This window comes from Nocardiopsis ganjiahuensis DSM 45031 (genome assembly GCF_000341085.1).
GTDB lineage: Bacteria > Actinomycetota > Actinomycetes > Streptosporangiales > Streptosporangiaceae > Nocardiopsis > Nocardiopsis ganjiahuensis.
In genome coordinates, this window is record NZ_ANBA01000024.1 from 28,204 (window position 1) to 50,417 (window position 22,214).

19 protein-coding genes and 1 pseudogene are annotated in these 22,214 nt (G+C 70.7%); 16 read left to right on the top strand and 4 right to left on the bottom strand.

The features are described 5' to 3' along the window. Positions 1-11: 11 nt before the first annotated feature. A complete protein-coding gene (locus D458_RS0127835; protein WP_017590003.1) occupies positions 12-791 on the bottom strand; it encodes a siderophore-interacting protein in 780 nt (259 codons plus the stop codon). Positions 792-1,031: 240 nt separating this feature from the next. On the opposite strand from D458_RS0127835, the gene D458_RS0127840 reads away from it, so the two are divergent. The 3 genes from D458_RS0127840 (at position 1,032) to mshC (ending at position 3,132) form a co-directional block, all read left to right on the top strand. Then, the gene (locus D458_RS0127840) at positions 1,032-1,346 is read left to right on the top strand and encodes a hypothetical protein (RefSeq protein ID WP_017590004.1); all 315 of its coding nucleotides are present in this window, start codon (positions 1,032-1,034) and stop codon (positions 1,344-1,346) included. A 214-nt stretch (positions 1,347-1,560) separates the two neighbouring features. Then, positions 1,561-1,749: a hypothetical protein gene (locus D458_RS0127845; RefSeq protein ID WP_017590005.1), complete on the top strand. Its 189-nt coding sequence runs from the start codon at positions 1,561-1,563 to the stop codon at positions 1,747-1,749. A gap of 159 nt (positions 1,750-1,908) precedes the next feature. Next, complete coding sequence (mshC, locus tag D458_RS0127850) at positions 1,909-3,132, top strand: cysteine--1-D-myo-inosityl 2-amino-2-deoxy-alpha-D-glucopyranoside ligase (protein WP_083936451.1); 1,224 nt, start codon at positions 1,909-1,911, stop codon at positions 3,130-3,132. A 135-nt stretch (positions 3,133-3,267) separates the two neighbouring features. Here mshC and D458_RS0127855 read toward each other — a convergent pair whose 3' ends face one another. Then, positions 3,268-3,816 (bottom strand): nitroreductase family deazaflavin-dependent oxidoreductase, encoded by a 549-nt coding sequence (locus D458_RS0127855; protein ID WP_017590007.1) that lies wholly within the window; start codon positions 3,814-3,816, stop codon positions 3,268-3,270. 132 nt (positions 3,817-3,948) lie between these two features. On the opposite strand from D458_RS0127855, the gene D458_RS0127860 reads away from it, so the two are divergent. From D458_RS0127860 to D458_RS0127885, 6 genes are all read left to right on the top strand, one after another. Beyond that, the gene (locus tag D458_RS0127860) at positions 3,949-5,211 is read left to right on the top strand and encodes a hypothetical protein (protein WP_017590008.1); all 1,263 of its coding nucleotides are present in this window, start codon (positions 3,949-3,951) and stop codon (positions 5,209-5,211) included. A 383-nt stretch (positions 5,212-5,594) separates the two neighbouring features. Beyond that, positions 5,595-6,500 carry a sensor histidine kinase gene (locus D458_RS34445; RefSeq protein ID WP_017590009.1) on the top strand — a complete coding sequence of 302 codons (906 nt, stop codon included), beginning with the start codon at positions 5,595-5,597 and terminating at the stop codon, positions 6,498-6,500. Beyond that, positions 6,497-7,180: a response regulator transcription factor gene (locus tag D458_RS0127870; protein WP_017590010.1), complete on the top strand. Its 684-nt coding sequence runs from the start codon at positions 6,497-6,499 to the stop codon at positions 7,178-7,180. The genes D458_RS34445 and D458_RS0127870 overlap by 4 nt, the downstream gene beginning before the upstream one ends. A 129-nt stretch (positions 7,181-7,309) precedes the next feature. Beyond that, complete coding sequence (locus D458_RS0127875; protein ID WP_017590011.1) at positions 7,310-8,194, top strand: ABC transporter ATP-binding protein; 885 nt, start codon at positions 7,310-7,312, stop codon at positions 8,192-8,194. Continuing rightward, positions 8,181-9,032 carry a hypothetical protein gene (locus tag D458_RS0127880; protein ID WP_017590012.1) on the top strand — a complete coding sequence of 284 codons (852 nt, stop codon included), beginning with the start codon at positions 8,181-8,183 and terminating at the stop codon, positions 9,030-9,032. The genes D458_RS0127875 and D458_RS0127880 overlap by 14 nt, the downstream gene beginning before the upstream one ends. 176 nt (positions 9,033-9,208) lie before the next feature. Then, positions 9,209-9,634: an ABATE domain-containing protein gene (locus D458_RS0127885; RefSeq protein ID WP_017590013.1), complete on the top strand. Its 426-nt coding sequence runs from the start codon at positions 9,209-9,211 to the stop codon at positions 9,632-9,634. Between the two features lie 36 nt (positions 9,635-9,670). Here the strand turns inward: D458_RS0127885 and D458_RS0127890 are convergent, their stop codons facing one another. Together D458_RS0127890 and D458_RS0127895 are read right to left on the bottom strand one after the other, a co-directional pair. Next, positions 9,671-10,867, bottom strand: coding sequence for a glycosyltransferase family 4 protein (locus D458_RS0127890; protein ID WP_017590014.1), 1,197 nt, complete (start codon positions 10,865-10,867; stop codon positions 9,671-9,673). A 242-nt stretch (positions 10,868-11,109) separates the two neighbouring features. Then, positions 11,110-11,949: a PAC2 family protein gene (locus D458_RS0127895; protein ID WP_017590015.1), complete on the bottom strand. Its 840-nt coding sequence runs from the start codon at positions 11,947-11,949 to the stop codon at positions 11,110-11,112. Positions 11,950-12,273: 324 nt separating this feature from the next. Here D458_RS0127895 and metH point away from each other — a divergent pair, with 324 nt between their 5' ends. The 7 genes and pseudogenes from metH to D458_RS0127930 form a co-directional block, all read left to right on the top strand. Next, a complete protein-coding gene (gene metH, locus D458_RS0127900) occupies positions 12,274-15,747 on the top strand; it encodes a methionine synthase (RefSeq protein ID WP_083936453.1) in 3,474 nt (1,157 codons plus the stop codon). Positions 15,748-15,844: 97 nt separating this feature from the next. Further along, positions 15,845-16,558: an HAD family hydrolase gene (locus tag D458_RS0127905; protein ID WP_040702888.1), complete on the top strand. Its 714-nt coding sequence runs from the start codon at positions 15,845-15,847 to the stop codon at positions 16,556-16,558. 191 nt (positions 16,559-16,749) lie between these two features. Beyond that, positions 16,750-17,238, top strand: a complete 489-nt coding sequence (locus tag D458_RS0127910; protein WP_017590018.1) for a hypothetical protein — start codon at positions 16,750-16,752, stop codon at positions 17,236-17,238. A 590-nt stretch (positions 17,239-17,828) separates the two neighbouring features. Continuing rightward, positions 17,829-18,860 (top strand): ABC transporter permease, encoded by a 1,032-nt coding sequence (locus D458_RS0127915; RefSeq protein ID WP_017590019.1) that lies wholly within the window; start codon positions 17,829-17,831, stop codon positions 18,858-18,860. A gap of 98 nt (positions 18,861-18,958) precedes the next feature. Next, the gene (locus tag D458_RS0127920; RefSeq protein WP_017590020.1) at positions 18,959-20,704 is read left to right on the top strand and encodes an ABC transporter substrate-binding protein; all 1,746 of its coding nucleotides are present in this window, start codon (positions 18,959-18,961) and stop codon (positions 20,702-20,704) included. A gap of 93 nt (positions 20,705-20,797) precedes the next feature. Then, positions 20,798-21,811 (top strand): ABC transporter permease, encoded by a 1,014-nt coding sequence (locus D458_RS0127925; RefSeq protein WP_026119748.1) that lies wholly within the window; start codon positions 20,798-20,800, stop codon positions 21,809-21,811. Positions 21,812-21,878: 67 nt separating this feature from the next. Beyond that, a pseudogene (locus D458_RS0127930) lies at positions 21,879-22,214 on the top strand (ATP-binding cassette domain-containing protein); the annotation flags it as partial.

The window sequence follows — 22,214 nt, forward strand, 5'->3', positions numbered from 1 at the left end:
CGGGACCGCCGCTACTTCATGGCCGCGGCCCCGTGGCGCCAGTAACCGACGAAGGTGACGTCGGCGCGGTTCACGCCGTGCTCCTTCACCAGGGTGCGGCGCAGCCCGGTGGGCAGGGCCTTCTCGCCGGCCAGGAAGCAGTACGGCCGCCCCTCGGGCAGCGTGCCCGCGGCCAGCCGCTCGCGCACGGTCTCCAGGGCGAGGGCGCCGGGGAGGGCCCCGGGGTCCTCGCGGGGCAGCCAGTGCACGTTCACCCCGTCGGGCACCACGGGCCGGCGCCGGTCCTCCTCGCCGGGAACCTCCAGGAAGACCTCCGCCCTCAGCTCGGGGGGAGCCTCCTCGAGGATCGACATCACGGCGGGCAGGGCGCTCTCGTCTCCCACCAGCAACTGCCACTCGGTGCCGGGGGAGGGGAGGTAGGAGCAGCCCTCCGCGTAGAGCCCGACCTCGTCGCCCGGTTCGGTCCTGCCCGCCCAGGCCGAGGCGGGACCGGTGTCCCCGTGGGAGACGAACTCGATGTCCATCTCCAGCCGCCCGCGGTCGAAGCGCCGCACGGTGTAGTTGCGCATGTGCGGGCGTTCGCTCAGGGGCATCAGGTAGTACTGCGCGATCCAGCCGTTGTGGGCGGCGGTGGGCATGCGCAGCGCGCTCTGCCCCTCCCGGGGGAGGAAGACCCGGGTGCACTGGTCGAGGCCGAGGAAGTCGAACCCGGCGAGCTCCGGGCCGCCGACGGTCACGGTCACGAAGTGTGCGCTGAGGGGGGCGACACGAACGACGTGCGCGCGCACCATGGCTCTGTGACGGGGCTGTCTGATACGCAAGGAGGACCTCTTCCTTCGGGGCGCAGCTCTGGAGGTTGAGGTTAGGTTAGCCTATCCAAAATTTGATCGAACGGCCTCCCCCGCGGCCCCCGGCTTCCGAAACCCCGGACGCGCACCGTTTTCTCAGAAGTTTTCCGAAAGCGCGTCATAGGCGGGACGGGGGAGCGTCTCATTGAAGAAAGAAGTTCGACGACCCACCGAGGAATCCCCATGATGAGCGCCCACGCCGTCCCCGCGTCCGCCGCCCGCCCCCTGGCCGACCCCGCCGGGCTGGTGGGACAGTGGGTTCGGCTGTACGAAGACGGAACCGTCGGGCTGCTGCTGTCCGCCGACCGGACCGGCTGGACCCTGCGTACGCCCACCGGCGACCGCACCGGAACCGGCCGCCTGGCCGCCGAGCCGATCACCAGCGAAAGCGAGGCCAGGCCCGTCCGCCGGCGCCTGCGCGCGGTCATGGACGACCCCGCGTTCCCGGGTGCCGCCGACCTCGACCTGCTCGACCTCCAGCTCGCCGCGCACCCCTGAGGTGCGGCCGACGGCCACGGTGTGAGTGTCGTGTGCCTTCGGCCGCGTGTTGCCTGCTTAGGGTGGGTGCGCGAGGCCGAGGGCACACGGTCGGGTGAGCCACGACCTAAAGAACACGTAAACCCCCTGAGTCACTGCGGCGTCTCTGAGAGAGACGACGCGTTCGCCGTCGGACGCGCGTGGAACACGCGCGTACTCAGCAAGGGGCACCACCATGGGCCGAAACGGCACTTTCCTCGAAACCGGAGCGTACTGGCTGCTTTACGTCGTCTCCTTCAGCGGCGCGCTCCTCCACTGGCGGCTGGGCAACGAACTCCTGGCAGCGCTCTGCGGGACGACCGCCCTGTTCAGTGCGCTCCTCATCGGACGGGTCCGGATCATCCCGGCCACCCCGAAACACTGATCCCCGATTCCCCGGGCCCTTCCGGCCCTCCCGCCCCGGAAGCTCCTCCTCACTCGGGGACGGCGCGTGTATTCCCTCTCCACCTGGGGTGATCATCACCTTGGGGGTGACCCGCTATCGGTGCGTTTGTCACGTGCACGTGCGGATAGGCTTCCCGGTATGCGTTCATGGTCTGCGCCTGACATCGTCCCCCTGCCGGGTACCGGCGGCCCTCTCCGTATCCACGACACCGCCACCGGACGGATAAGGACGACCACGCCGGGCTCCACCGCGGGGATGTACGCCTGCGGCATCACCCCCTACGACGCCGCACACCTCGGGCACGCCTTCACCTACCTGGCCTTCGACCTGGTCAACCGGGTCTGGCGGGACGCCGGGCACGACGTCAACTACGTCCAGAACACCACGGACATCGACGACCCGCTCCTGGAGCGCGCCGAGGCCACCGGCGTCGACTGGCGCGACCTCGCCCACCGCGAGATCGACGTCTTCCGCGAGGACATGGCCGCCCTCTCGATCATCCCGCCGACCTCCTACGTCGGCGTCGTCGAGTCCGTCGACCTCATCAGCGAGCTCGCCGTCCGCATCCGCGAGACCGGCGCCGCCTACGAGATCGACGGCGACCTCTACTTCTCCGCCGAGGCTGCCACGCGGTTCGGCCAGATCAGCAACCTCGACCGCGAGGAGATGCTCGAGCTCTTCGGCCAGCGCGGCGGCGACCCGCAGCGCGCCGAGAAGAAGGACCCCCTCGACTGGCTGCTCTGGCGCGCCGAGCGCCCCGGAGAACCCTCCTGGGACAGCCCCCTCGGCCGCGGCCGTCCCGGCTGGCACATCGAGTGCAGCGCCATCGCCCTGGACCGGCTCGGCCCCTCCTTCGACATCAACGGCGGCGGCAGCGACCTGATCTTCCCGCACCACGAGATGGGCGCGGCCGAGACCCGCTGCGCCACCGGTCAGGCCAACGCCCACAACCACCTGCACGTGGGCATGGTCGGCCTGAACGGCGAGAAGATGTCGAAGTCGCTGGGCAACCTCGTCTTCGTGTCCAAGCTGCGCCAGCAGGGTGTGGACCCGGCCGTCATCCGCCTGGCCATGCTCAGCCACCACTACCGCTCGCCGTGGGAGTGGACCGACGCCGAACTGCCCGCCGCCACCGAGCGCGCCGAGCGCTGGCGTGCGGCCACGGCCCTGGGGTCGGGCCCGGACGCCGCACCGGTCCTCGCCGCGGTGCGCGCCGCGCTCGCCGAGGACCTGGACTCCCCGGCCGCGCTCGCCGCGGTGGACGCCTGGGCGACCACCGCGCTGGCCGAGGGCGGTACCGACGCCGGAGCCCCCGGCCTGGTCGGCACCACCGTCGACACCCTCCTGGGCGTCAAGCTCTAGCGAGCGTCCTGCGCAGGGCCCGCCACCGGGCCCCACACACCTCCGTGCCCGCCCCGTCCGGTTCGACAAGGGCGGGCACGGAGCCGCTTTCCGGATCCCGCAGGGCGGTCGGCGCGGGCGCCCGGCTCCGCGGGTTCAGCTCCGCGGCCTGGGCACACCCGACTCGCGAGGGGCGGAGAAGTCGGGGAAGCGGGCCTCCTCCGAGTCCGGGAGCAGGCGCACCACGGGGATCCCGTCGACCGGGTCCGACCCGATGCGCTCGTACTCCCCGACACCCTCGCCGACGTCGTGGCCCAGCCCCCGCATCAGCGCTGCGGCCGCCTGCGGGTGCTTCTGCGCGTAGTGGGCCAGTACCCGCCCGGACTCCTCCGGCGGCAGCGTCTCGGCGGTGCCCCGCTGACGCCGGTTGCCGACCTGGAACAGCACCCGGGGCTCGACCCGGATGTTGCGGAACCACTGCGAACGCTTCCCGAACCCCGAGGCCACCAGCACCGCCCCGGTGGTGTCGTTGCGGCCCACCACCTCCAGGACCGCCTGCCGGGCCTCGCCGGTGCTGCGCCCCCGGTGGGTGAGCAGCACGAACCGGTTCCCCAGCACAGCGCCCAGGCCCAGCCGGTAGAGCCAGATCGGGGCGCGGAACAGCGCGCGCTGGAGCGGGTCCTGCGGGGGCTGGGTGAACGTCATGGCACCGGCCTTCCTGGGGCGGAGTCGGCCCGCCTCCGGAGCGGGTCGAGGGCGGGCACGAGTGTAGTCACGCGCCCCGGGGCCGCCCAGGGCGCCACGCCAACGGTCGGTGCCCGGTGCCATGATGCGGCCATGGACATCAGAGCCGACATCCTCCACACCTTCGACTGGTCCCGGACCTTCCACGCCTACGGTCCCGGGACCGACGCCCCCGAGAACCTCGCCGGGCTGCGGTCCGAGGACGCGGACGAGCGGGTATCGGCACTGGGGTACCTGTACAGCGCGATCCTGCACCAGGGAACGGTCTACCCGGCCACACCGCCGGTCGTGCTGTACGCGGCCGCGCTGCTGTCCGGACCCGAGGCCGACCGCCCGGTCCGCGGCCTGTTCGGCGAGGCCACGGGGTCCGCCTCCGTTCCGCTGGGCCGACACCTGCTCCACTTCCTGGCCGCCGTGGCCCGGGCGGTCGCCGAGTCCACCGGGAACGCCACGACCGCCGAACTGGACGCCCTGGCCGATCCGGGAGACAGGAAGGACGAGATCGACGCGCTCCTGGACCGGATCGCCGACGGCGGCGAGGACGTCGACGAGGAGGTCTGGGAGGACCCGCTCCTGGACACTCTCTGCAACGCGGTCCTGCGCGACCTGCGCCGGGCCGCGCCCGCGCTGCTCGATGCGGTCCGGCCGCTGCTCACCCACCGGGACAGCGGGGTGCGCCGACAGGCCGTGACCACCGCCGGTGCGCTGAGCCGCCTGGGCGGGGGCCTGGCCCTGGACCTGTCGGGCGCCGCCGACTGCGCCGAGAACCGCGACGAGGGCGCGGCGATCGTGCTCGCCCTCGTGGAGAGCGGCGGTGACACCACCGAGTTCCTCACCCACGCGGACCCGGCCATCCGTGCCTGCGCCGCGCTCTCACCCGCCCTGGCCGGCGACCCGGCCGCGACCGCCGAGCTCCGCACGGCCCTCACCCACCCGGCCACCGCCGACTCCTGGTTCGACGACCGCCCCGGCTACTTCGACGGACACGTCCGGTTCGCGCTGGTCAGCGCACTGGTGGAACGCTCCGGCCCCGGGGACGCGGCCGACCTGCTCCCGGTCTTCCAGGCCCTGGCCGCGGTGTCCTCGGCGTTCACCGCGGAGCGGGACCTGGAGGGTCTGCTCCGCCTGGCCCTGGGCCTGACGGCGGTGGACGCCGCGGCCCCGCTGGAGCGCCCCACCCCGCTCCAGAGCGCCTACCTGAGGGTGCTGGCCGGGAGCGACGGTCTCTGGGACGCGGAGGTCGCCAACTTCACCGTTCTGCTCAAGCGGCTCGGCCTGCCCCAGGACCGCGGAGGACTCCGGCTGCCGGCCGGGCACGCGCCGAACCGGCCCCTGGGCCGACACCGGGATCGATAGCATCGAAGTCGCAGGAACCGCACACGCGACCGCGCTGGAGCGACCCCCGACCGAGGGCGGTGACGCCGTGACGACGAGGCAGACGCCTCCCCGTGGACGACAGACCGGGTCATGGCTGCGGTCCGGGCTCCACCTGCTGGTCATCGCGTTCCTGACCCTTCTCGGCGCGGGCGCGCTGACCGGCCGGCAACTGGTGCTCTTCCTGGTCCTGGCGGCGGCGGCCGGGGCAGCGGCCCTGGTCAGGCGGCGGTATCCGTACGCCCTGCTGTTCGTGGCCTGGGCCTCGACGGCGTTGGCCACCCAGCTCCTGCTGATCCCCGCGCTGTTCGTGCTGGGGGTCCGGGGCCGGGGCCGCCGGGGGATCGCGGCCCTGGCCGGCACCCTTGTGCTGGTGGCGGCGGTGGCGCCGAGGGGGGGAGCGGCTGGTCTCCGTCGACGGTGTCGACCTCGAGGCCTGGTCGTCCCTCGGCAGCTGGGTGCTGAGCACCGTCGTGGTCGTGGTCGTGCCCTACCTGGTCGGCAGGGGAGTGGCCGCGCGGCGAGAGCTCGTGGAGAGCTACCGGCTCCGCGCCGAACACGCCGAGTCCGAACGCTCGGCGAGGGCCGCGGAGGCCGTGCTGCTCGAACGCGCCCGGATCGCGCGGGAGGCCCACGACGTCCTCGGCCACAAGCTGTCGCTCCTGGCCATGCAGGCCGGCGGGCTCGGACTCAACGCGGACGCGGGCGCCCGGGTGGTCGGGGAACGGGCGGAGCTGATCCAGCGCAGCGCCCGGGGCGCGCTCGACGACCTCCGCGCGATCATCAGCGCCGTCGAGGCCCCGGACCGCGAAGGCGGCGAAGAGATCGGCCGTTCCCTCGTACCGCAGGACCTGACCGGGTTGCGCCGGCTGGTGGACGAGAGCGTGCTCAGTGGCGCGACCGTCACACTGGTCACCGCCCAGCTGCGGTGCCCGGAACGGCTGGCCGAGGACGTCTCCCGCGCCGCCTACCGGGTGGTTCAGGAAGGCCTGAGCAACGCGCACCGCCACGAACCCGGCGCACCGGTGGTCGTCTCGCTCCGGGGAGGTCCCGGCGCGGGTCTCGTGGTCGAGGTGCGCAACACCGTGACCGGGGCCGAGACGAACGGGGCGCGTGGCCGGCACGGCGGAAGAGGGATCCCCGGGCTGCGGGAACGCGCGCGCGTCGTGGGAGGGGAACTCACCGTGGACGAGACCGACTCCGTGTTCATCGTGCGGGCACGGCTTCCGTGGCCGCAGGACCGGGACGGGGAGGGGGTGGCGCGGCCGTGATCCGAGTGCTCGTCGTCGACGACGATCCGCTGGTCCGGGAGGGGTTGGGGTTCATCCTCGCCACCGCCGACGACATCGAGGTGGTCGGTCAGGCCGCCGACGGGGCCGAGGGGGTCGAGCGGGCCAGGAGCCTCACCCCGGACGTGGTGCTCATGGACCTGCGCATGCCCGGCACGGACGGCCGGGAGGCGACCGCAGAGCTGATGAGCCTGCCCCACCCGCCGAAGGTCCTGGCGCTCACCACGTTCGACACGGACGCCCACGTCATCTCCGTGCTCGACGCCGGAGCCAGCGGCTACCTGCTCAAGGAGACCCCGCCCCCGGAGATCATCGACGCGGTGCGCGACACGGCCGGGGGCGGCACGGTCCTGTCCGCACGCCATGCGCGGGTCCTGCTGGACAAGTACTCCGAGAACGGGGTCAACGCGCGTCGCAACAGGGCCGGAGCCGCCCTGGACCGGCTCACCGGGCGCGAACGCGAGGTGGTCCGCTGCGTCGCCGAAGGCCTGACCAACGCCGAGGCCGCCGAACGCCTCCACTGCTCGCCCGGGACCGTCAAGGCGCACCTGGCGAGCATCTTCACCCGGCTGGGCATCGACAACCGCGTACGGCTGGCGATCCTCGGCCACGACGCCGGGATCCTCGACGGCCCGGACGGGGAGCCGGGGCCGGCCGAGTAGTCAGTCAGTAGCCCGATCGGCCCGCCGGGTCCTGGCCGTGTGGGCGATGCGGCCGCCCCCTCGGCGGTGCGAGCGTGGAGGCGGACAGGAACACCTGTTCCACGGTGTCTCCTCACCCGAAGGGCGGCCATGAGAGAACTCTGCACCGTTGACGGCGTCAGCCACTCGTACGGGCCCCGGACCGCGCTGGAGAACGTCTCGTTCTCCCTTCGCCCCGGAACGGTCGTCGGACTGGTCGGGGCCAACGGCAGCGGCAAGTCCACGCTGCTACGGATCCTCGCCGGGGTCCAGCGGCCGGACTCCGGGCGGGTCGTGCAGTTCGGCAGGGACATCTCCACCGCCGAGTCCGCGGGCGGTGGTGTCGGCGCGGCGACCGACGGCATGGCCCTGTGGCCCGCGTGGAGCGTACGGCGCAACCTCGGGTACGTCGCCCGGCTCGCCGGCGTTCCGCTGGACGACGTCGCCGCGGTGACGGAGGCGGTCGGCATCGTGGCCGAGGCGCGGACCCGGCTCCGGCGCCTCTCCCTGGGGAACCGTCAGCGGGTGGCGCTCGCGGTCGCGATCCTCGTCGGCACCGGGTTCGTCCTCCTCGACGAACCGATGAACGGACTCGACCCGGACGCCCGCCAACGGGTCCGCGCGCTGGTCACCCGGCTGTCCGGCCAGGGGCGGACCGTGCTGCTGTCGAGCCACGACCTCAACGACGTGGAGTCCCTGTGCGGCGAGCTGCTGGTGCTCGACCAGGGGCGTCTCGTGTTCGGCGGCCCGACCGGCGAGTTCGCCGGCACCGGCCGGATGGCCGTTCTGCGGACGGAACCCGGCGACACGGAGCGGGCGAGGGTGCTGCTCACCGGTGCCGGGGTGCGCTGCCGGCGGGACAGCACCGGGGCCCCGGTCGTGTTCGGCCGCGACGCCGCGGCGGCCACCCGCCTCCTCGGCGAGGCGGGGATCGGCGTCCTCGCTTCCGAAGAACGCCACGCGACCCTCGAGGAGAGCTTCCATGACCGGTACTGAGGCCCCGCGCACCGACTCCCCGGGCACGGTCTTCCCGAACCGCGCCTCCAACACCTCCGGCATCGTTCGGGCCGAACTCCTCCGGTGGCTCCGGGATCCGGTTGTCCTCTGCACGATCGCGGCACTGGCCGTCGCCTCCGGAGCGCTGACCTACCTGGCCGTGAACGTCGCCACGGGCGGTGCGCCGTCCGGAGACGGCGCGGTGCGGCTCCAGACCGACACCGTGCTCGACGCGGCCGCCACCGACGAACAGCTCGCGTCGATGTCACGCAGCGGCCTGACCATGCTGGTCCCCGTCGCCGCGGCGATCCTCGGCGCGTACACCGCCGGCACCGAGACGGCCTCGGGCGCGCTCCTGAACCTCGCGGTCGCCGCCCGTCGGCTGCGGTTCCTCTTCGTGGTGCGCGCTGTGGTCCTGCTCGTGCTCCTCGGGGCGGCCGGTGCCGTGACCGGGGCCGCCACCCTCGCCGCGTCCGGCGCGGGGATCGCCCGGACCCCCGAACTCGGGCACCTGTCCGCCTGGCACGGCGCCGGAACGGTCCTCGCCGGGGCGAGCGCGCAGGCGGTCCTGGTCGGGCTCATCGCGTTCGGGCTCGCCGCGCTGACCCGCCGGTGGGTGGTGGTCGTCATCTCCGCGACCGTCTACCTGGTCGCCCTCGAACCCGTCCTCGGCGGACTCGTCGGTGAGGCGTACGCGTGGTTGCCGCGGGCGGCGACATCGGCGTTGTCGGCACCCGGACCCGACCCGGCGCACGTCGTCCCGACCGTCCTGTGCGCCCTGGCCCTCGTGGCCGCGGCGGTGGCGAGCCTGCGCCGGGACCGGGCGACCCGAGGCTGAGGGAGGGGGTGGGGAGTACGGCGGGGAGCGGACCCGTCTCCGACCGACCGGAGACGGGCCCGCTGGTTCGGGAGTTGGGTTTCGTCCGGATATGCCCTGGATTCGAGTGACCACCTGTGGCCACGACCTCGTCGAATCACCACCACCGGGGTGCGTGCCGTGATGGGATGTCGCCCATGACCACGACCACGACCAGTACCCCCACCCGGCCCAGCGCCGCGGCGGAGCTCATCGCGGACTTCGTCTCCACCGGCGGCCGCCTGACCGACCGGGCCGACCTGGCCCGGTTCATGCGGGAGCACCGCCTCGTCACCGAGGGCGCCATCCCCATCACCCTCGCCGACCTCGACGAGGCCATCACCCTGCGGGACGGGATCCGCTCCCTGCTCGACCGTGAGTCCGCCCCCGACCCGGAGGCCCTCGGCCGGGCGCAGAAGGTCCTGGACGGACTACGGGTCACCGTCCGGCTGGAGCCCGCCGAACAGGCCGAGTCCCCCCTGACCCCCGCCGTCGTCGACGAGGTCCGCCGAGGCCTGGCCCGTATCGCCGGGGCCTGGGCAGCCGTCCTCGCCACGGGGGAGTGGCGCCGTCTGCGCCTGTGAGCGGAGCCTTCACCCCGTTGCCGTCCCGGTCGGCGCTCACCCGAACAGCGCGGCCAGCGGACCCCTCTTCGGCCGGGCGGTTCGGCGCAGCTCCAGGAAGTCCTCCCACTGCGCGATGACGTCCTCCAGCCGGTAGGCGGAGGCCGAGGCCAGGGCGGCCTCGCCCATGCGGTGGCGTTCCTCTCGGTTCGCCACCAGGCGCGACAGCGCGGCGCCCAGGGCCTCGGTGTCCTGCGGCGGGACGAGCAGGCCGTTGCGCCCGTCGTCGATGATCTCCCTGGGCCCGTGCGGGCAGTCGAAGCTGACCACCGGTACACCCACGGAGAAGGCCTCGATGATGGTCATCCCGAAGCCCTCCACCCGGGAGCTCACCGCCAGCAGCGAGGCCTTGGCCAGCTCGCCCAGCATGTCGGTGGTGCGGCCCATCAGGCTCACGTTGTCACCCAGGCCCAGCCGCTCCACGGTCTCGCGGAGCTCCTCGTCCCGGTCGCCCCCGCCGTGGATGTGCAGCCGCCACTGCGGATGGTCCCGCACCACGTGGGAGAAGGCCTCCACGAGCAGCGGGTACTGCTTGACCGGGGAGAACCGCCCGGCCGCCGCGATCACCGGCTGGTCCAGGCTGGACCGGGGCGGATCACCCGGTTCCAGGGCGTTGGGCAGCGCGGTCAGCCAGCCCTCCGGGGCATCGAGGAGCTCCTGGTAGGCGGCCCGGTCGGTTTCGGTGAGCACGCTCAGCCCGCCCAGCTTCGGATAGGCGCGGGCGATCGCCTTGCGCACCGCCGGTTTGTGCTCCTCCAGGTTGAGGTGCTCCTGGCCGATGGTCAGGACGCGGGGCGGCGCCCACGCGGCGAGGAGCAGGTTGATGCCGGGCCGGGTCCCGATCACCACGTCCGCGTTGGTGCTGCGCAGGTACCGGCGCAGCCCGGTGACGGCCTCCGGGGTGAAGTTCTTGTTCCGCTGCCGCTCCGCCTTGGGCACGATCGCCTCGGCCCTCCGGTGCCAGCGCTCCAGAGTCCGCTTCCCCGGCCGCGTGGCCGGGGCGTCGTCGGTCTCGTCGCTCAAAGGCACTAACCGGACCCCCTCGGCGGGCTTGAAGAAGGGGGTTCTGCGTTTGCGGACCAGACTCACGATCTCGACCTCGTGGCGGTCCGACAGGCCTCTGGCCAGGTTGTGCACGGTACGAACCGTGCCGCCCATGGCGTAGCCGTTGGCGATGACAAAAGCGATCCGCACAGGTTGCCCCAGACCCTGCCACGCGCGGTCGGGGAGGGTGTTTGTCCCAGGCCCCGGGGGACGAAAGGCGCAGCCGGGGCCGGAGAGCGTGTACCCCCGTAACACGCGCTCCGGCAACCCCGGCTCGTTTCCCCCGGTCCGCGAGCCATCACCCGTAACGTACCCATAACGACCTAAAGACGAGTTAATGTCGAACGGTTTGCCAGTTCAGGCCGATTTCCGGGGGAGCCGCGGCGGGGTGCTCAGCCGTCGTCGCGGCGGCGGAGGTAGCGCTCGAACTCCTGGGCGATGGCGTCGCCGGTGGCCTCGGGCAGCTCCACCGTGTCCTTGGCCTCCTCCAGGCCGCGCACGTAGGCCGCTATGTCCTCGTCCTCGGCGGTGAGGTCGTTGACGCCGGCCTCCCAGGACACGGAGTCCTCGGGCAGGTCGCCCAGGGGGACCTCGGTCTCCAGGAAGTCCTGGACCCAGCTCAGCAGGGCCAGGGTCGCCTTCGGGCACGGCGGCTGGGCCACGTAGTGCGGGATGGCCGCCCACAGCGACACCGTCTCCATGCCCACCGAGCTGAACATCTCGTGCACGACCCCGACGATGCCGGTCGGCCCCGAGTACGTGGCCGCCTCCAGCCCGTACCGGGTGCCCAGCTCCAGCGGCGAGGACATCCCCGTCACCGGGATCGGGCGGGTGTGCGGAGCGTCGGCCAGCAGTGAGCCCAGGATCACCACGCGCCGGACCCCCAGCTCACGGGCGATCGCGAGCAGGTCGGCGGTGTAGGAGCGCCAGCGCATGTTCGGCTCGGGTCCGGTCACCAGGACGACGTCGCGGCGAGAGCCCGGGGGCCGCACCACCCGCACACGGGTGGTGGGCCACTCCATCTCGGTCAGCCGGCCCTCGACCACGGTCATCCGCGGCCGGGTCACCTGGAAGTCGTAGTAGTCGTCCGGTGCCAGGGCGCACAGCTCGGTGGCGCCCCACTTCTCGGACAGGTGTTCCACGGCGAGGCTCGCTGCCTCGCCGGCGTCGTTCCATCCTTCGAACGCCGCCACCATGACAGGCTCGACGAGCTCGCGGTCGAGCTGGATCATGGGCGGCCCCTTCCTGGACGTGGACGCACACCACCCTATGGGGTGCCGACCTGACCGGGAAACTGTTAAGCGGAGTCCGTCTCATGAAGCTACCCACGTAACTTTGGGACACCGGTCTCACGTGGCGAAACAGCCGATGAGGTAGCCTCGCGACCAGCGACTGACAGGGTGCGTCCACCGAACGCGCCCTGGGACACCGCTGTCCCCGGACGCCCGACCCCGCTCCGCGCCGTGGGTCGACCCAGCGGCACACCTCTTCCGTGCCACTTGTCACCGGAAACCACGCTGGGCCGCCGCGGTGCCCCGAGACTAGAGTTGCTGAACATGAGAGATCGACGGACATTCCGTGAAGCACTGTCCCAGCGAGTTGTCGTGGCGGACGGGGCGATGGGCACCATGTTGCAGGCGCACGATCTCGACCTCGACCAGTTCGAGGGCCACGAGGGCCTCAACGACATCCTCAACCTGACCCGGCCCGACATCGTCCGGGACACCCACGCCGCCTTCTTCGAGGTCGGCTCCGACTGTGTGGAGACCAACACCTTCTCCGCCAACTACGGAGGCCTCTACGAGTACGGCATCGAGGAGCGCACCTACGAGATCGCCGAGGCCGGCGCACGCATCGCCCGCGAGACCGCCGACGCCTACAGCACGGCGGACCAGCCCCGCTACGTCCTGGGCTCGGTCGGCCCCGGGACCCGGCTGCCCACCCTGGGGCACGCGCCCTACGCGTATCTGCGCGACTACTACGAGAAGGCCGCGCACGGACTCATCGACGGCGGCTCCGACGCCATCCTGATCGAGACCTGCCAGGACCTGCTCCAGGTCAAGGCCGCCGTGGTCGGAGCCATGCGCGCCCGCAAGGCGCTGGGCAAGGACGTGCCGGTCATCGCCCAGGTCAGTATCGAGACCAACGGCACCATGCTCATGGGTTCGGAGATCGGCGCCGCCCTGACCTCCCTGGCCCCGCTGGGCATCGACGTGATCGGCCTCAACTGCTCCACCGGCCCCGCCGAGATGAGCGAGCACCTGCGCTACCTGTCGCACCACTCGCCCATCCCCATCTCGGTCATGCCCAACGCGGGCCTGCCCGAGCTCGGCCCGAACGGCGCGGTCTACAACCTCTCCCCGGGGGAGCTGGCCGACGCCCACGACACCTTCACCTCCGAGTTCGGCCTGAGCCTGGTCGGCGGCTGCTGCGGCACCACCCCCGAGCACCTGCGCCAGGTCGTCGAGCGGGTGCAGGGACGCGGCATCAAGAACCGCAAGCCGCTGGTCGAGGCCGCGGCCTCCTCGCTCTACCAGAGCGTCCCCTTCCGCCAGGACGCCAGCTACCTGGCGGTCGGCGAGCGCACCAACGCCAACGGCTCCAAGAAGTTCCGCGAGGCCATGCTCGCCGAGGACTGGGACGCCTGCGTGGAGATGGCCCGCGACCAGATCCGCGACGGCGCGCACGTGCTCGACCTCAACATCGACTACGTGGGCCGCGACGGCGTGCGCGACATGCGTGAGCTGGCCTCCCGCTTCGCCACCGCCTCCACCCTGCCGGTCATGCTCGACTCCACCGAGCCCGCCGTGCTGGAGGCCGGACTGGAGGCCCTGGGCGGCCGCGCGATGCTCAACTCGGTCAACTACGAGGACGGCGACGGCCCCGACTCCCGTTTCACCCGCATCATGGAGCTGGCGTCCGAGCACGGCGCCGCCGTGGTCGGCCTGTGCATCGACGAGGAGGGCCAGGCCCGCACCGCCGACTGGAAGGTGCGAGTGGCCAGCCGCCTCATCGACCAGATCACCGGCGAGTGGGGTCTGAACACCGGCGACATCATCATCGACTGCCTCACCTTCCCCATCACCACGGGGCAGGAGGAGACCCGCCGGGACGGCATCGAGACCCTCGACGCCATCCGCGAGCTCAAGTCCCGCTACCCCGACGTGCAGACCACACTGGGCCTGTCCAACCTGTCCTTCGGCGTCAACCCGGCCGCCCGGATCGTGCTTAACTCGGTGTTCCTGCACGAGGCGGTCCAGGCGGGGCTGGACTCGGCGATCGTGCACGCCTCCAAGATCGTGCCGACCAACCAGATCCCCGAGGAACAGCGCAAGGTCGCCCTCGACCTCATCTACGACCGGCGCGAGGGCGACTACGACCCGCTGTCGGAGTTCATCGACATGTTCCAGGGCGTGGACGCCAAGGCGATGCGGGCCTCGCGCGCCGAGGAACTGGCCGCCCTGCCGCTGTGGGAGCGCCTGGAACGGCGGATCATCGACGGCGAGCTCGCCGGTATCGAGGCCGACCTCGACGAGGCGCTCGAGAGCAAGCCCGCCCTGGCCATCGTCAACGACACCCTGCTGTCGGGCATGAAGACCGTCGGCGAGCTGTTCGGCTCCGGCCAGATGCAGCTGCCGTTCGTCCTCAAGTCCGCCGAGGTCATGAAGAACGCGGTCGCCTACCTCGAACCGCACATGGAGAAGACCGACGACGACGGCAAGGGCCGGATCGTGCTCGCCACCGTCAAGGGCGACGTCCACGACATCGGCAAGAACCTCGTCGACATCATCCTCTCCAACAACGGCTACGAGGTCGTCAACCTCGGCATCAAGCAGCCGGTGTCGGCGATCCTGGAGGCCGCGCAGGAGAAGAAGGCCGACGTGATCGGCATGTCCGGCCTCCTGGTCAAGTCCACGGTGATCATGAAGGAGAACCTGGAGGAGATGAACTCCAGGGGCATCTCCGAGCGCTACCCGGTGCTCCTGGGCGGTGCCGCGCTCACCCGTTCCTACGTGGAGCAGGACCTGGCCGAGATGTTCGGCGGCGAGGTGCGCTACGCCAAGGACGCCTTCGAGGGCCTGCGCCTGATGGACACCTTCATGGCGGTCAAGCGCGGTGTGGAGGGCGCCAAGCTGCCCGAACTGCGCCAGCGCCGGGTCAAGCGCGGGGCCACTCTCAAGGTGACCGAGCCCGAGGACATGCCCGCCCGCAGCGATGTTTCCACCACCAACGCGGTTCCCACCCCGCCGTTCTGGGGCGACCGGATCAGCAAGGGCGTCCCGCTGGCCGACTACGCCGCCTTCCTCGACGAGCGCGCCGTCTTCATGGGGCAGTGGGGGCTCAAGGGCACCCGCGGCGGCAACGGCCCCACCTACGAGGAGCTGGTGGAGACCGAGGGCCGCCCGCGCATGCGGATGTGGCTGGACCGCATCCAGACCGACGGCCTGCTGGAGGCCGCGGTCGTGCACGGCCACTACCCCTGCTACAGCGAGGGCGACGACCTGGTCGTGCTGGACGACGACGGGACCACCGAACGCACCCGCTTCACCTTCCCGCGCCAGCGCCGGGACCGGCACCTGTGCCTGTCCGACTTCTTCCGGCCCAAGGAGTCGGGGGAGCTGGACGTGGTGACCTTCCAGGTGGTGACGGTGGGCGCGGCGATCAGCCGGGCCACCGCGGCGCTGTTCGAGAAGAACGCCTACCGCGACTACCTGGAGCTGCACGGGCTCTCGGTGCAGCTGACCGAGGCCCTGGCCGAGTACTGGCACACCAGGGTCCGCGCCGAGCTGGGCTTCGCGGGCGAGGACCCCGCCGAGCTGGACGCCTTCTTCAAGCTCGGCTACCGGGGTGCCCGCTTCTCCCTGGGCTACGGGGCCTGCCCCGACCTGGAGGACCGCGCCAAGATCATGCGGCTGCTGGAGCCCGAGCGCGTGGGGGTGTCGTTGTCCGAGGAGTTCCAGCTTGTTCCCGAACAGGCCACCGACGCGATCGTCATCCATCACCCTGAGGCGACATACTTCAACGTCTGACCTGCTGGACCAGGGAGGCCCCGCCGGTGTTCCACGCCGGCGGGGCTCCGCCCTGTCAGGGGTCAGCCACCACCCGGCCACCACGCCACGAGTCGAGATGAGCGAATTGAGCACTGTGAGTTCCGAAAGGCCCGAGACCTCCGCAGCGGTGGAACGCCGCCTCCAGGCGGTCCTGCTGGACATGGACGGCACCCTCATCGAGAGCGAGCACCTCTGGGGTGAGGCCGAGGCCGAACTCGCCGCCGAGCTGGGCGGCGAGTGGACCGCCGAGGACCACCTGGCCAACGTCGGCAACGCCGCCGAGCCGGTGGGCCGCTACATCATCGAGCGGACCGGCGCAGACCACCTCACCCCGCGCGAGGTGGCGGACATGCTCTACGCCCGCTTCCTCGCCAAGCTGGAGGGCGGTGCCGAGGTGCGGCCCGGGGCCAAGGAACTGGTGTCGATGCTGGGGGAGGCCGGGGTCCCGGTCGTGCTGGTCACCTCCACCGAGCGCTCCCTGGTGGAGACGGCGATCGGCGGTATCGGGCTGGAGAGCTTCGTCGACTCGGTCGCCGGGGACGAGGTGGAGGCGAACAAGCCCCACCCCGACCCCTACCTCAGGGCCGCCCGCCGCCTGGGCGTGGACCCCGAGCGCTGTGTGGCCGTGGAGGACTCGGTGGTCGGGGTGGCTTCCGCCGCCGACGCCGGCTGCGTCACGATCGCGGTGCCCAACCACGTGGAGATCCCGCCCCGCGAGGGTGTGGTCTTCCGGGACAGCCTGGTCGGGGTCGACCTGGACTGGCTGGAGTCGCTGGTCGCCGAAGCCTGAGTGCCCGGCGGGCCCGACCCGCCGGAACGCCCGCCTGAACCCTTGGTGCGGCGCGCCCGGGTGGGTAGCGTGGAGACGAGGACCGTGGCGCCCGTGCACGCCCCGTTGGGTGAACCGCCCTAGGGGATCGACCGGATGTGTGCCGGGGCGCGGGATGGGAGACTGGCCGCATGCCTGCTGACACTCTGACTATGACGACCGGCCTCACGCTGGGGGCCATCCTGACCGTGGTCGGGCTGCTCATCTCCTTCTTCGTCTGGCGCCGCAAGGGCCTGGCCTACGGCCTGCGGGGTGTGGCCTGGTCGCTGTTGCCGCTGGTGGCGGGTCTGCTCGGACTGATGACCATCATCTGGCAGGCCGTGGTCGGCATCGTCGGCATCCTGGTGGGCCTGATCTTCAACCCGCTGGTGTGGGCCGGTGTGGCGTTGGGCGGCCTGATGGTGGTCCTGTACGTGGCCTCGGGCTTCATGAAGGCCAAGGGCATCGGCGTCAAGCCCGGTGCGCGGCCGCAGGACAAGGCCCGGGCCAGGACCGAGGGAGAGGGGACACCCGCCGCGGGCGCCGCTCCGCCCGCCGCGGGCCAGGTGAACGCCGCGCAGCCCAAGAAGGCCAAGGCCCCCGCCGCGGACGACGACTTCGGTGACATCGAGGCGCTGCTGCGCAAGCGCGGCATCGAGTAACCGGCTCCTCCGACCACGAGGACGGCCCCGCTCCGGCGGGGCTTTTTCGTGTCCGCCCGCGCCCGTGGGCCGCTGTGTCGTGGTTCACGTTACGGATTCATACCAACACTGTCTGATTCATAGCACTTGCCATAGCTCGACTGAATTGGGACGAAGTCCGCGGGGGTGACCGTAGAGTTGGCGAAGGTGTCATCTGCCCGTCTCCTCCCAGCTCAGGCGTGGTCGTCCGATGAATGCCTGCTTTGTGGTCTTTAGCTACCATATGGGTTGTTTGTTAGCTTTCATTACGGTTTGGCTACATGGGCAGTGTTTTGGCGCAGTGCACTCAAAGGGCGAGTAAATTGGGCGCTGTGTAACATCCCGGGCGGAAAGGTCCGCGGATGTGTCCAACCTCTCAGCGAGGTGGACGCGCCGCGTGCCAGTGCCGACGAGACGGGCTACCCTCCCGCTCCGTCGGCCGAACGCCCACGCCAGCCAGAGTCGAGAACCGGCCGGCCCCACCGTGAGACCCGAAGGGTTACCCCCTGAGCGGCTCACGCGTGGGATCTGTCCCCTCGGCCAGAAGCGTATGAGTGGAGAGTGGTGGCCTGATGAGCGCGCCCTCGCATGCCCCTGAGGCGACCGACCCGGTCGCCTCGGACCCCGGCGCGTCGGCCCCGGGTCGCAGCGACGCCGACAACCGTTCCCTGCGTCAGATCGCATGGCAACGACTGCGTCGCGACAAGGTCGCCATGGTCTCCGGTGTGGTCGTGGTCCTGCTCATCCTGGCGGCGATCTTCGCGCCCCTCCTGGCCAAGTGGTTCGGGCACCCGCCCACCCAGTTCAACCAGGACCTGATCGACCCGAGCCGCCGCGTCCCCTACCTGGACCCCGAGAACCCCGAACTCGGCGTGGACCGCTGGGGCGGGATCAGCTCCGAGCACCTGCTCGGCGTCGAGCCCACCACCGGTCGCGACCTGTTCAGCCGCATCCTCTACGGTGCCCAGATCTCCCTGCTGGTCGCCTTCCTGGCCACCCTGGTCTGCGTGGCCCTCGGCACCGTCCTCGGCATCATCGCCGGTTACATGGGCGGTTGGGTCGACACCCTCATCAGCCGTTCCATGGACATCTTCCTGGCCTTCCCGCTGATGCTCTTCGCCATCGCCCTCGTCGGCGTCATCCCCGAGGGCGTCCTCGGGCTGACCGGCAACGGGCTGAGAATCGGCGTCATCGTCTTCATCATCGGGTTCTTCAACTGGCCCTACATCGCCCGCATCGTCCGCGGACAGACCCTCGCCCTGCGCGAGCGGGAGTTCGTGGAGGCGGCCAAGAGCCTCGGCGCGAGCAACCGGCACATCCTCTTCAAGGAGATCCTGCCGAACCTGATCACGCCGATCATCGTCTACTCCACGCTCCTGATCCCCACGAACATCCTGTTCGAGGCGGCCCTGAGCTTCCTGGGCGTCGGCATCAACCCGCCCACCCCGAGCTGGGGCAAGATGCTCTCCGAAGCGGTGCCCTTCTACCAGACGGCGCCCTACTTCATCATCTTCCCCGGCCTGGCCATCTTCATCACCGTTCTGGCGTTCAACCTGTTCGGTGACGGCCTCCGCGACGCCTTCGATCCCCGGACCTCGGACTGATCCGCGTCCGTGCGCAGTGGCCCGCCTCCCACTCCGTGCGGACATGGGATCAACCAGTGGTCCAACCATCCCCACATCAGGTTCAGAGAGGTATTTCCTTGAGGAAACGCACCCTCGGCTTCGTCGCGCTCGGCGCGGCGGCGTCCCTCTTCCTGTCCGCCTGCGGCGGTGCAGCCACCGGTGGCGGCTCCGACTCGGCCGACACCTACGACCTCGGCTCCACGGAGGTCGTCAACCCCTCCGACGCGACCGGCGGCACCCTGAAGTACGCCATCGCCGGCGACTTCGACTCCACCGACCCGGCCAACACGTACTACGCGTTCAACTGGAACTTCTCCCGTTACTACGCCCGTACGCTGCTCGCCTTCAACCCGGAGCCGGGCGACAACGCCACGGACCTGATCCCCGACATGGCCGTGGATCTGCCGGAGCCCAACGAGGACTTCACCGAGTGGACCGTCAAGATCCAGGAAGGCCTCAAGTACGAGGACGGCACTGAGATCACGGCCCAGGACATCAAGTACGGCATCGCCCGCTCCAACTGGAACGGCGGCGTCTTCTCCGAGGGCCCGCAGTACTTCAAGGCGCACCTGGACCAGGCCGACCACAACGTCTACGAGGGCAGCGACCCGCTCGAGGGCTTCGACTCCATCGAGACCCCGGACGACTACACCCTGGTCTTCAAGCTCAAGGACTCCTTCTCGGAGTTCCCGAACGTGTTGACCCAGCCGCAGACCGCCCCGGTGCCGATCGAGGCCGACCGCGAGGCCCTGTACCAGGAGAAGGTCGTCTCCTCCGGCCCGTACAAGTTCGACGGCGAGTACGAGCCCGGCGTCAAGCTGCACCTGGAGCGCAACGAGCACTGGGACGGCGACACCGACCCCGTCCGCAAGGCGCTGCCCGACCGCATCGAGGTCGAGATCGGCGTCGCCCAGGACGAGATCGACGAGCGCCTGGTCAGCGGTGAGATCGACGTGGACCTCTCCGGCACCGGTGTGGGCCCGGCGATGAACGCCCGTCTCCTCGACGACGAGTCCGTCAAGGGCAACCTGGACAACCCGTACACCGGCGCCCTGCGCTTCGTGAACATCCACCTCCCGATCATCGACGACGTGGCCTGCCGCCAGGCGATCATGTACGCGGCCGACCGGGACAGCATGTGGCGCGCCTGGGGCGGCGCCGAGGGCGGCGACATCGCCACCAGCCTGCTCCCCCCGGCGATCCCCGGCTCGAACACCGACTCGGACCTCTACCCGTCCGAGGACAACAAGGGTGACCTCGACAAGGCCAAGGAGAAGCTCGAGGAGTGCGGCGAGGGCGACGGTTTCAAGACCAACATCGCCGTCCGCTCCGAGCGTGAGAAGGACGTCCAGACCGCCGAGGCCCTCCAGCAGTCGCTGGAGCGCGTCGGTATCGACGTCGAGGTCAAGTCGTTCCCGTCCGCCGACTTCTTCGGTCAGTACGCGGGTTCGCAGGACTACGTCCGTGAGAACAACATCGGCCTGAGCGTCTCGGGCTGGGGCCCGGACTGGCCGACCGGCTACGGCTTCGCCTCCAAGATCACGCACGGCGACGCGATCATGGAGACCGGTAACTTCAACACCGCCGAGCTGGACGACCCCGAGGTCAACGGCCTCTGGGACGAGGCCCTCAAGACCGAGGACCCGGAGGAGCGCGCCGATCTCTACACGCAGATCGACACCCTCGTCATGGAGAACGCCGCGATCCTGCCGGTCGTCTTCGACAAGGCGCTGATCTACCGCTCCGACGAGCTCACCAACGCCTACTACCAGCCCGCGTACATGATGTACGACTTCATGGCGCTGGGCGTCGACCGGGGCTAGTTCCCCACTACCAGCCTGAACTAGTACGAGAAGGCAGGTGAAAGCGGCGGGGAGCCCGAGGCGATCCCTCGGGTGTCCCCGCCGCCGACCGCGATGCTGAACTATATTCTCCGCCGCCTTGGTGCGGGTCTCTTGCTTCTCGCCGTCGTCACGGCGGTGACCTTCTGGATCTTCTACGTCCTGCCCCGGTGGGCGGGCGTCACCCCGCACGGCATGGCGGCGATGTACGTGGGCAAGGCGCCCACCCCGGAGGCGCTCGACGCCACCGTGGAACGCCTTGGCCTCGACCAGCCGATCGCGGTCCAGTTCTTCGAGTTCGTCCGCACGCTCCTCTTCGGCCAGGAGTTCACCTTCGGCCGCGAGACGGTCGAGTGCGCGGCCCCGTGCCTCGGATACTCCTTCACCACCAACACCCCGGTGCTGCCCCAGCTCCTCGACCGCCTCCCGATCACCCTGTCCCTGGGCCTGGGCGCGGCGGTCATCTGGGTCATCGGCGGCGTGGCCGTCGGTGTCCTCTCCGCGGTCAAGAAGGGCAGCATCTTCGACCGCCTGGCCATGGGCACCGCCCTCATCGGCGTGTCCCTGCCCATCTACTTCACCGGTCTGCTGGCGCTGGCCTTCCTGGTCCACGAGTGGGGCCTGTTCCCGGTGTCGCGCTACGTGCCCTTCACCGAGAACCCGATCGCCTGGTTCCAGGTCATGATCCTGCCCTGGGTGACGCTGGCCTTCCTGCACGCCGCCCAGTACGCGCGGCAGACCCGCGCGGGCATGTTGGAGACCCTCAACGAGGACTACATCCGCACCGCGCGGGCCAAGGGCCTGAGCGAGCGCAAGGTGATCTTCAAGCACGCACTCCGCCCCACCCTGACCCCCATCGTCACCATCCTGGGTCTGGACATCGGCATGGTCCTGGGCGGCGCGATCCTCACCGAGACGGTGTTCTCCCTCAACGGCGTGGGTGCCTACGCGATCAACTCGATCGTGTCCAAGGACCTGCCCGTCGTCCTGGGCGTGACGCTCCTGGGCGCGGTGTTCATCGTCGTCTGCAACCTGGTCGTCGACCTGCTCTACCCCCTCGTCGACCCCCGGGTGCGCATCGCCAAGTAGGGCGCGCCGAACACGCCCCAGCGCCCGAGCGCTGATCCCAGACCAGCTCTACCGAAGGAAAAGTGACATGGCCTCGACCGGACCGGCATCGGCTGCCTCTGACGCAGTCGTGCGCGTGGAGAACCTGCGGGTGACCTTCCCGACGATGGACGGTGACGTCCAGGCGGTGAAGGGCCTCTCCTTCGAGGTGCCCGCGGGCGGTGCCCTGGGCATCGTGGGTGAGTCGGGTTCGGGCAAGAGCGTGACCTCGCTGGCCCTGATGGGCCTGGCCTGCACCGGGGCAGCCGCGCCCGGATCACCGGCTCCATCGAGGTGGCCGGGCAGGACGTGGTGACCGCCAGCGACAAGAAGCTGCGCTCGATGCGCGGCAACGACATCGCGATGGTCTTCCAGGACCCGATGC

Excerpts from the sequence above, each read along its gene's own strand:
- D458_RS0127845 (WP_017590005.1), top strand. The coding sequence starts at position 1,561 with ATGGGCCGAAACGGCACTTTCCTCGAAACCGGAGCGTACTGGCTGCTT.
- D458_RS0127835 (WP_017590003.1), bottom strand. The coding sequence starts at position 791 with ATGGTGCGCGCGCACGTCGTTCGTGTCGCCCCCCTCAGCGCACACTTC.
- D458_RS0127905 (WP_040702888.1), top strand. The coding sequence starts at position 15,845 with ATGAGCGAATTGAGCACTGTGAGTTCCGAAAGGCCCGAGACCTCCGCA.
- D458_RS0127885 (WP_017590013.1), top strand. The coding sequence starts at position 9,209 with ATGACCACGACCACGACCAGTACCCCCACCCGGCCCAGCGCCGCGGCG.
- D458_RS0127895 (WP_017590015.1), bottom strand. The coding sequence starts at position 11,949 with ATGATCCAGCTCGACCGCGAGCTCGTCGAGCCTGTCATGGTGGCGGCG.
- D458_RS0127860 (WP_017590008.1), top strand. The coding sequence starts at position 3,949 with ATGGACATCAGAGCCGACATCCTCCACACCTTCGACTGGTCCCGGACC.
- D458_RS0127910 (WP_017590018.1), top strand. The coding sequence starts at position 16,750 with ATGACGACCGGCCTCACGCTGGGGGCCATCCTGACCGTGGTCGGGCTG.
- mshC (WP_083936451.1), top strand. The coding sequence starts at position 1,909 with ATGCGTTCATGGTCTGCGCCTGACATCGTCCCCCTGCCGGGTACCGGC.
- D458_RS0127915 (WP_017590019.1), top strand. The coding sequence starts at position 17,829 with ATGAGCGCGCCCTCGCATGCCCCTGAGGCGACCGACCCGGTCGCCTCG.
- metH (WP_083936453.1), top strand. The coding sequence starts at position 12,274 with ATGAGAGATCGACGGACATTCCGTGAAGCACTGTCCCAGCGAGTTGTC.
- D458_RS0127875 (WP_017590011.1), top strand. The coding sequence starts at position 7,310 with ATGAGAGAACTCTGCACCGTTGACGGCGTCAGCCACTCGTACGGGCCC.
- D458_RS0127855 (WP_017590007.1), bottom strand. The coding sequence starts at position 3,816 with ATGACGTTCACCCAGCCCCCGCAGGACCCGCTCCAGCGCGCGCTGTTC.
- D458_RS0127880 (WP_017590012.1), top strand. The coding sequence starts at position 8,181 with ATGACCGGTACTGAGGCCCCGCGCACCGACTCCCCGGGCACGGTCTTC.
- D458_RS0127925 (WP_026119748.1), top strand. The coding sequence starts at position 20,798 with ATGCTGAACTATATTCTCCGCCGCCTTGGTGCGGGTCTCTTGCTTCTC.
- D458_RS0127840 (WP_017590004.1), top strand. The coding sequence starts at position 1,032 with ATGATGAGCGCCCACGCCGTCCCCGCGTCCGCCGCCCGCCCCCTGGCC.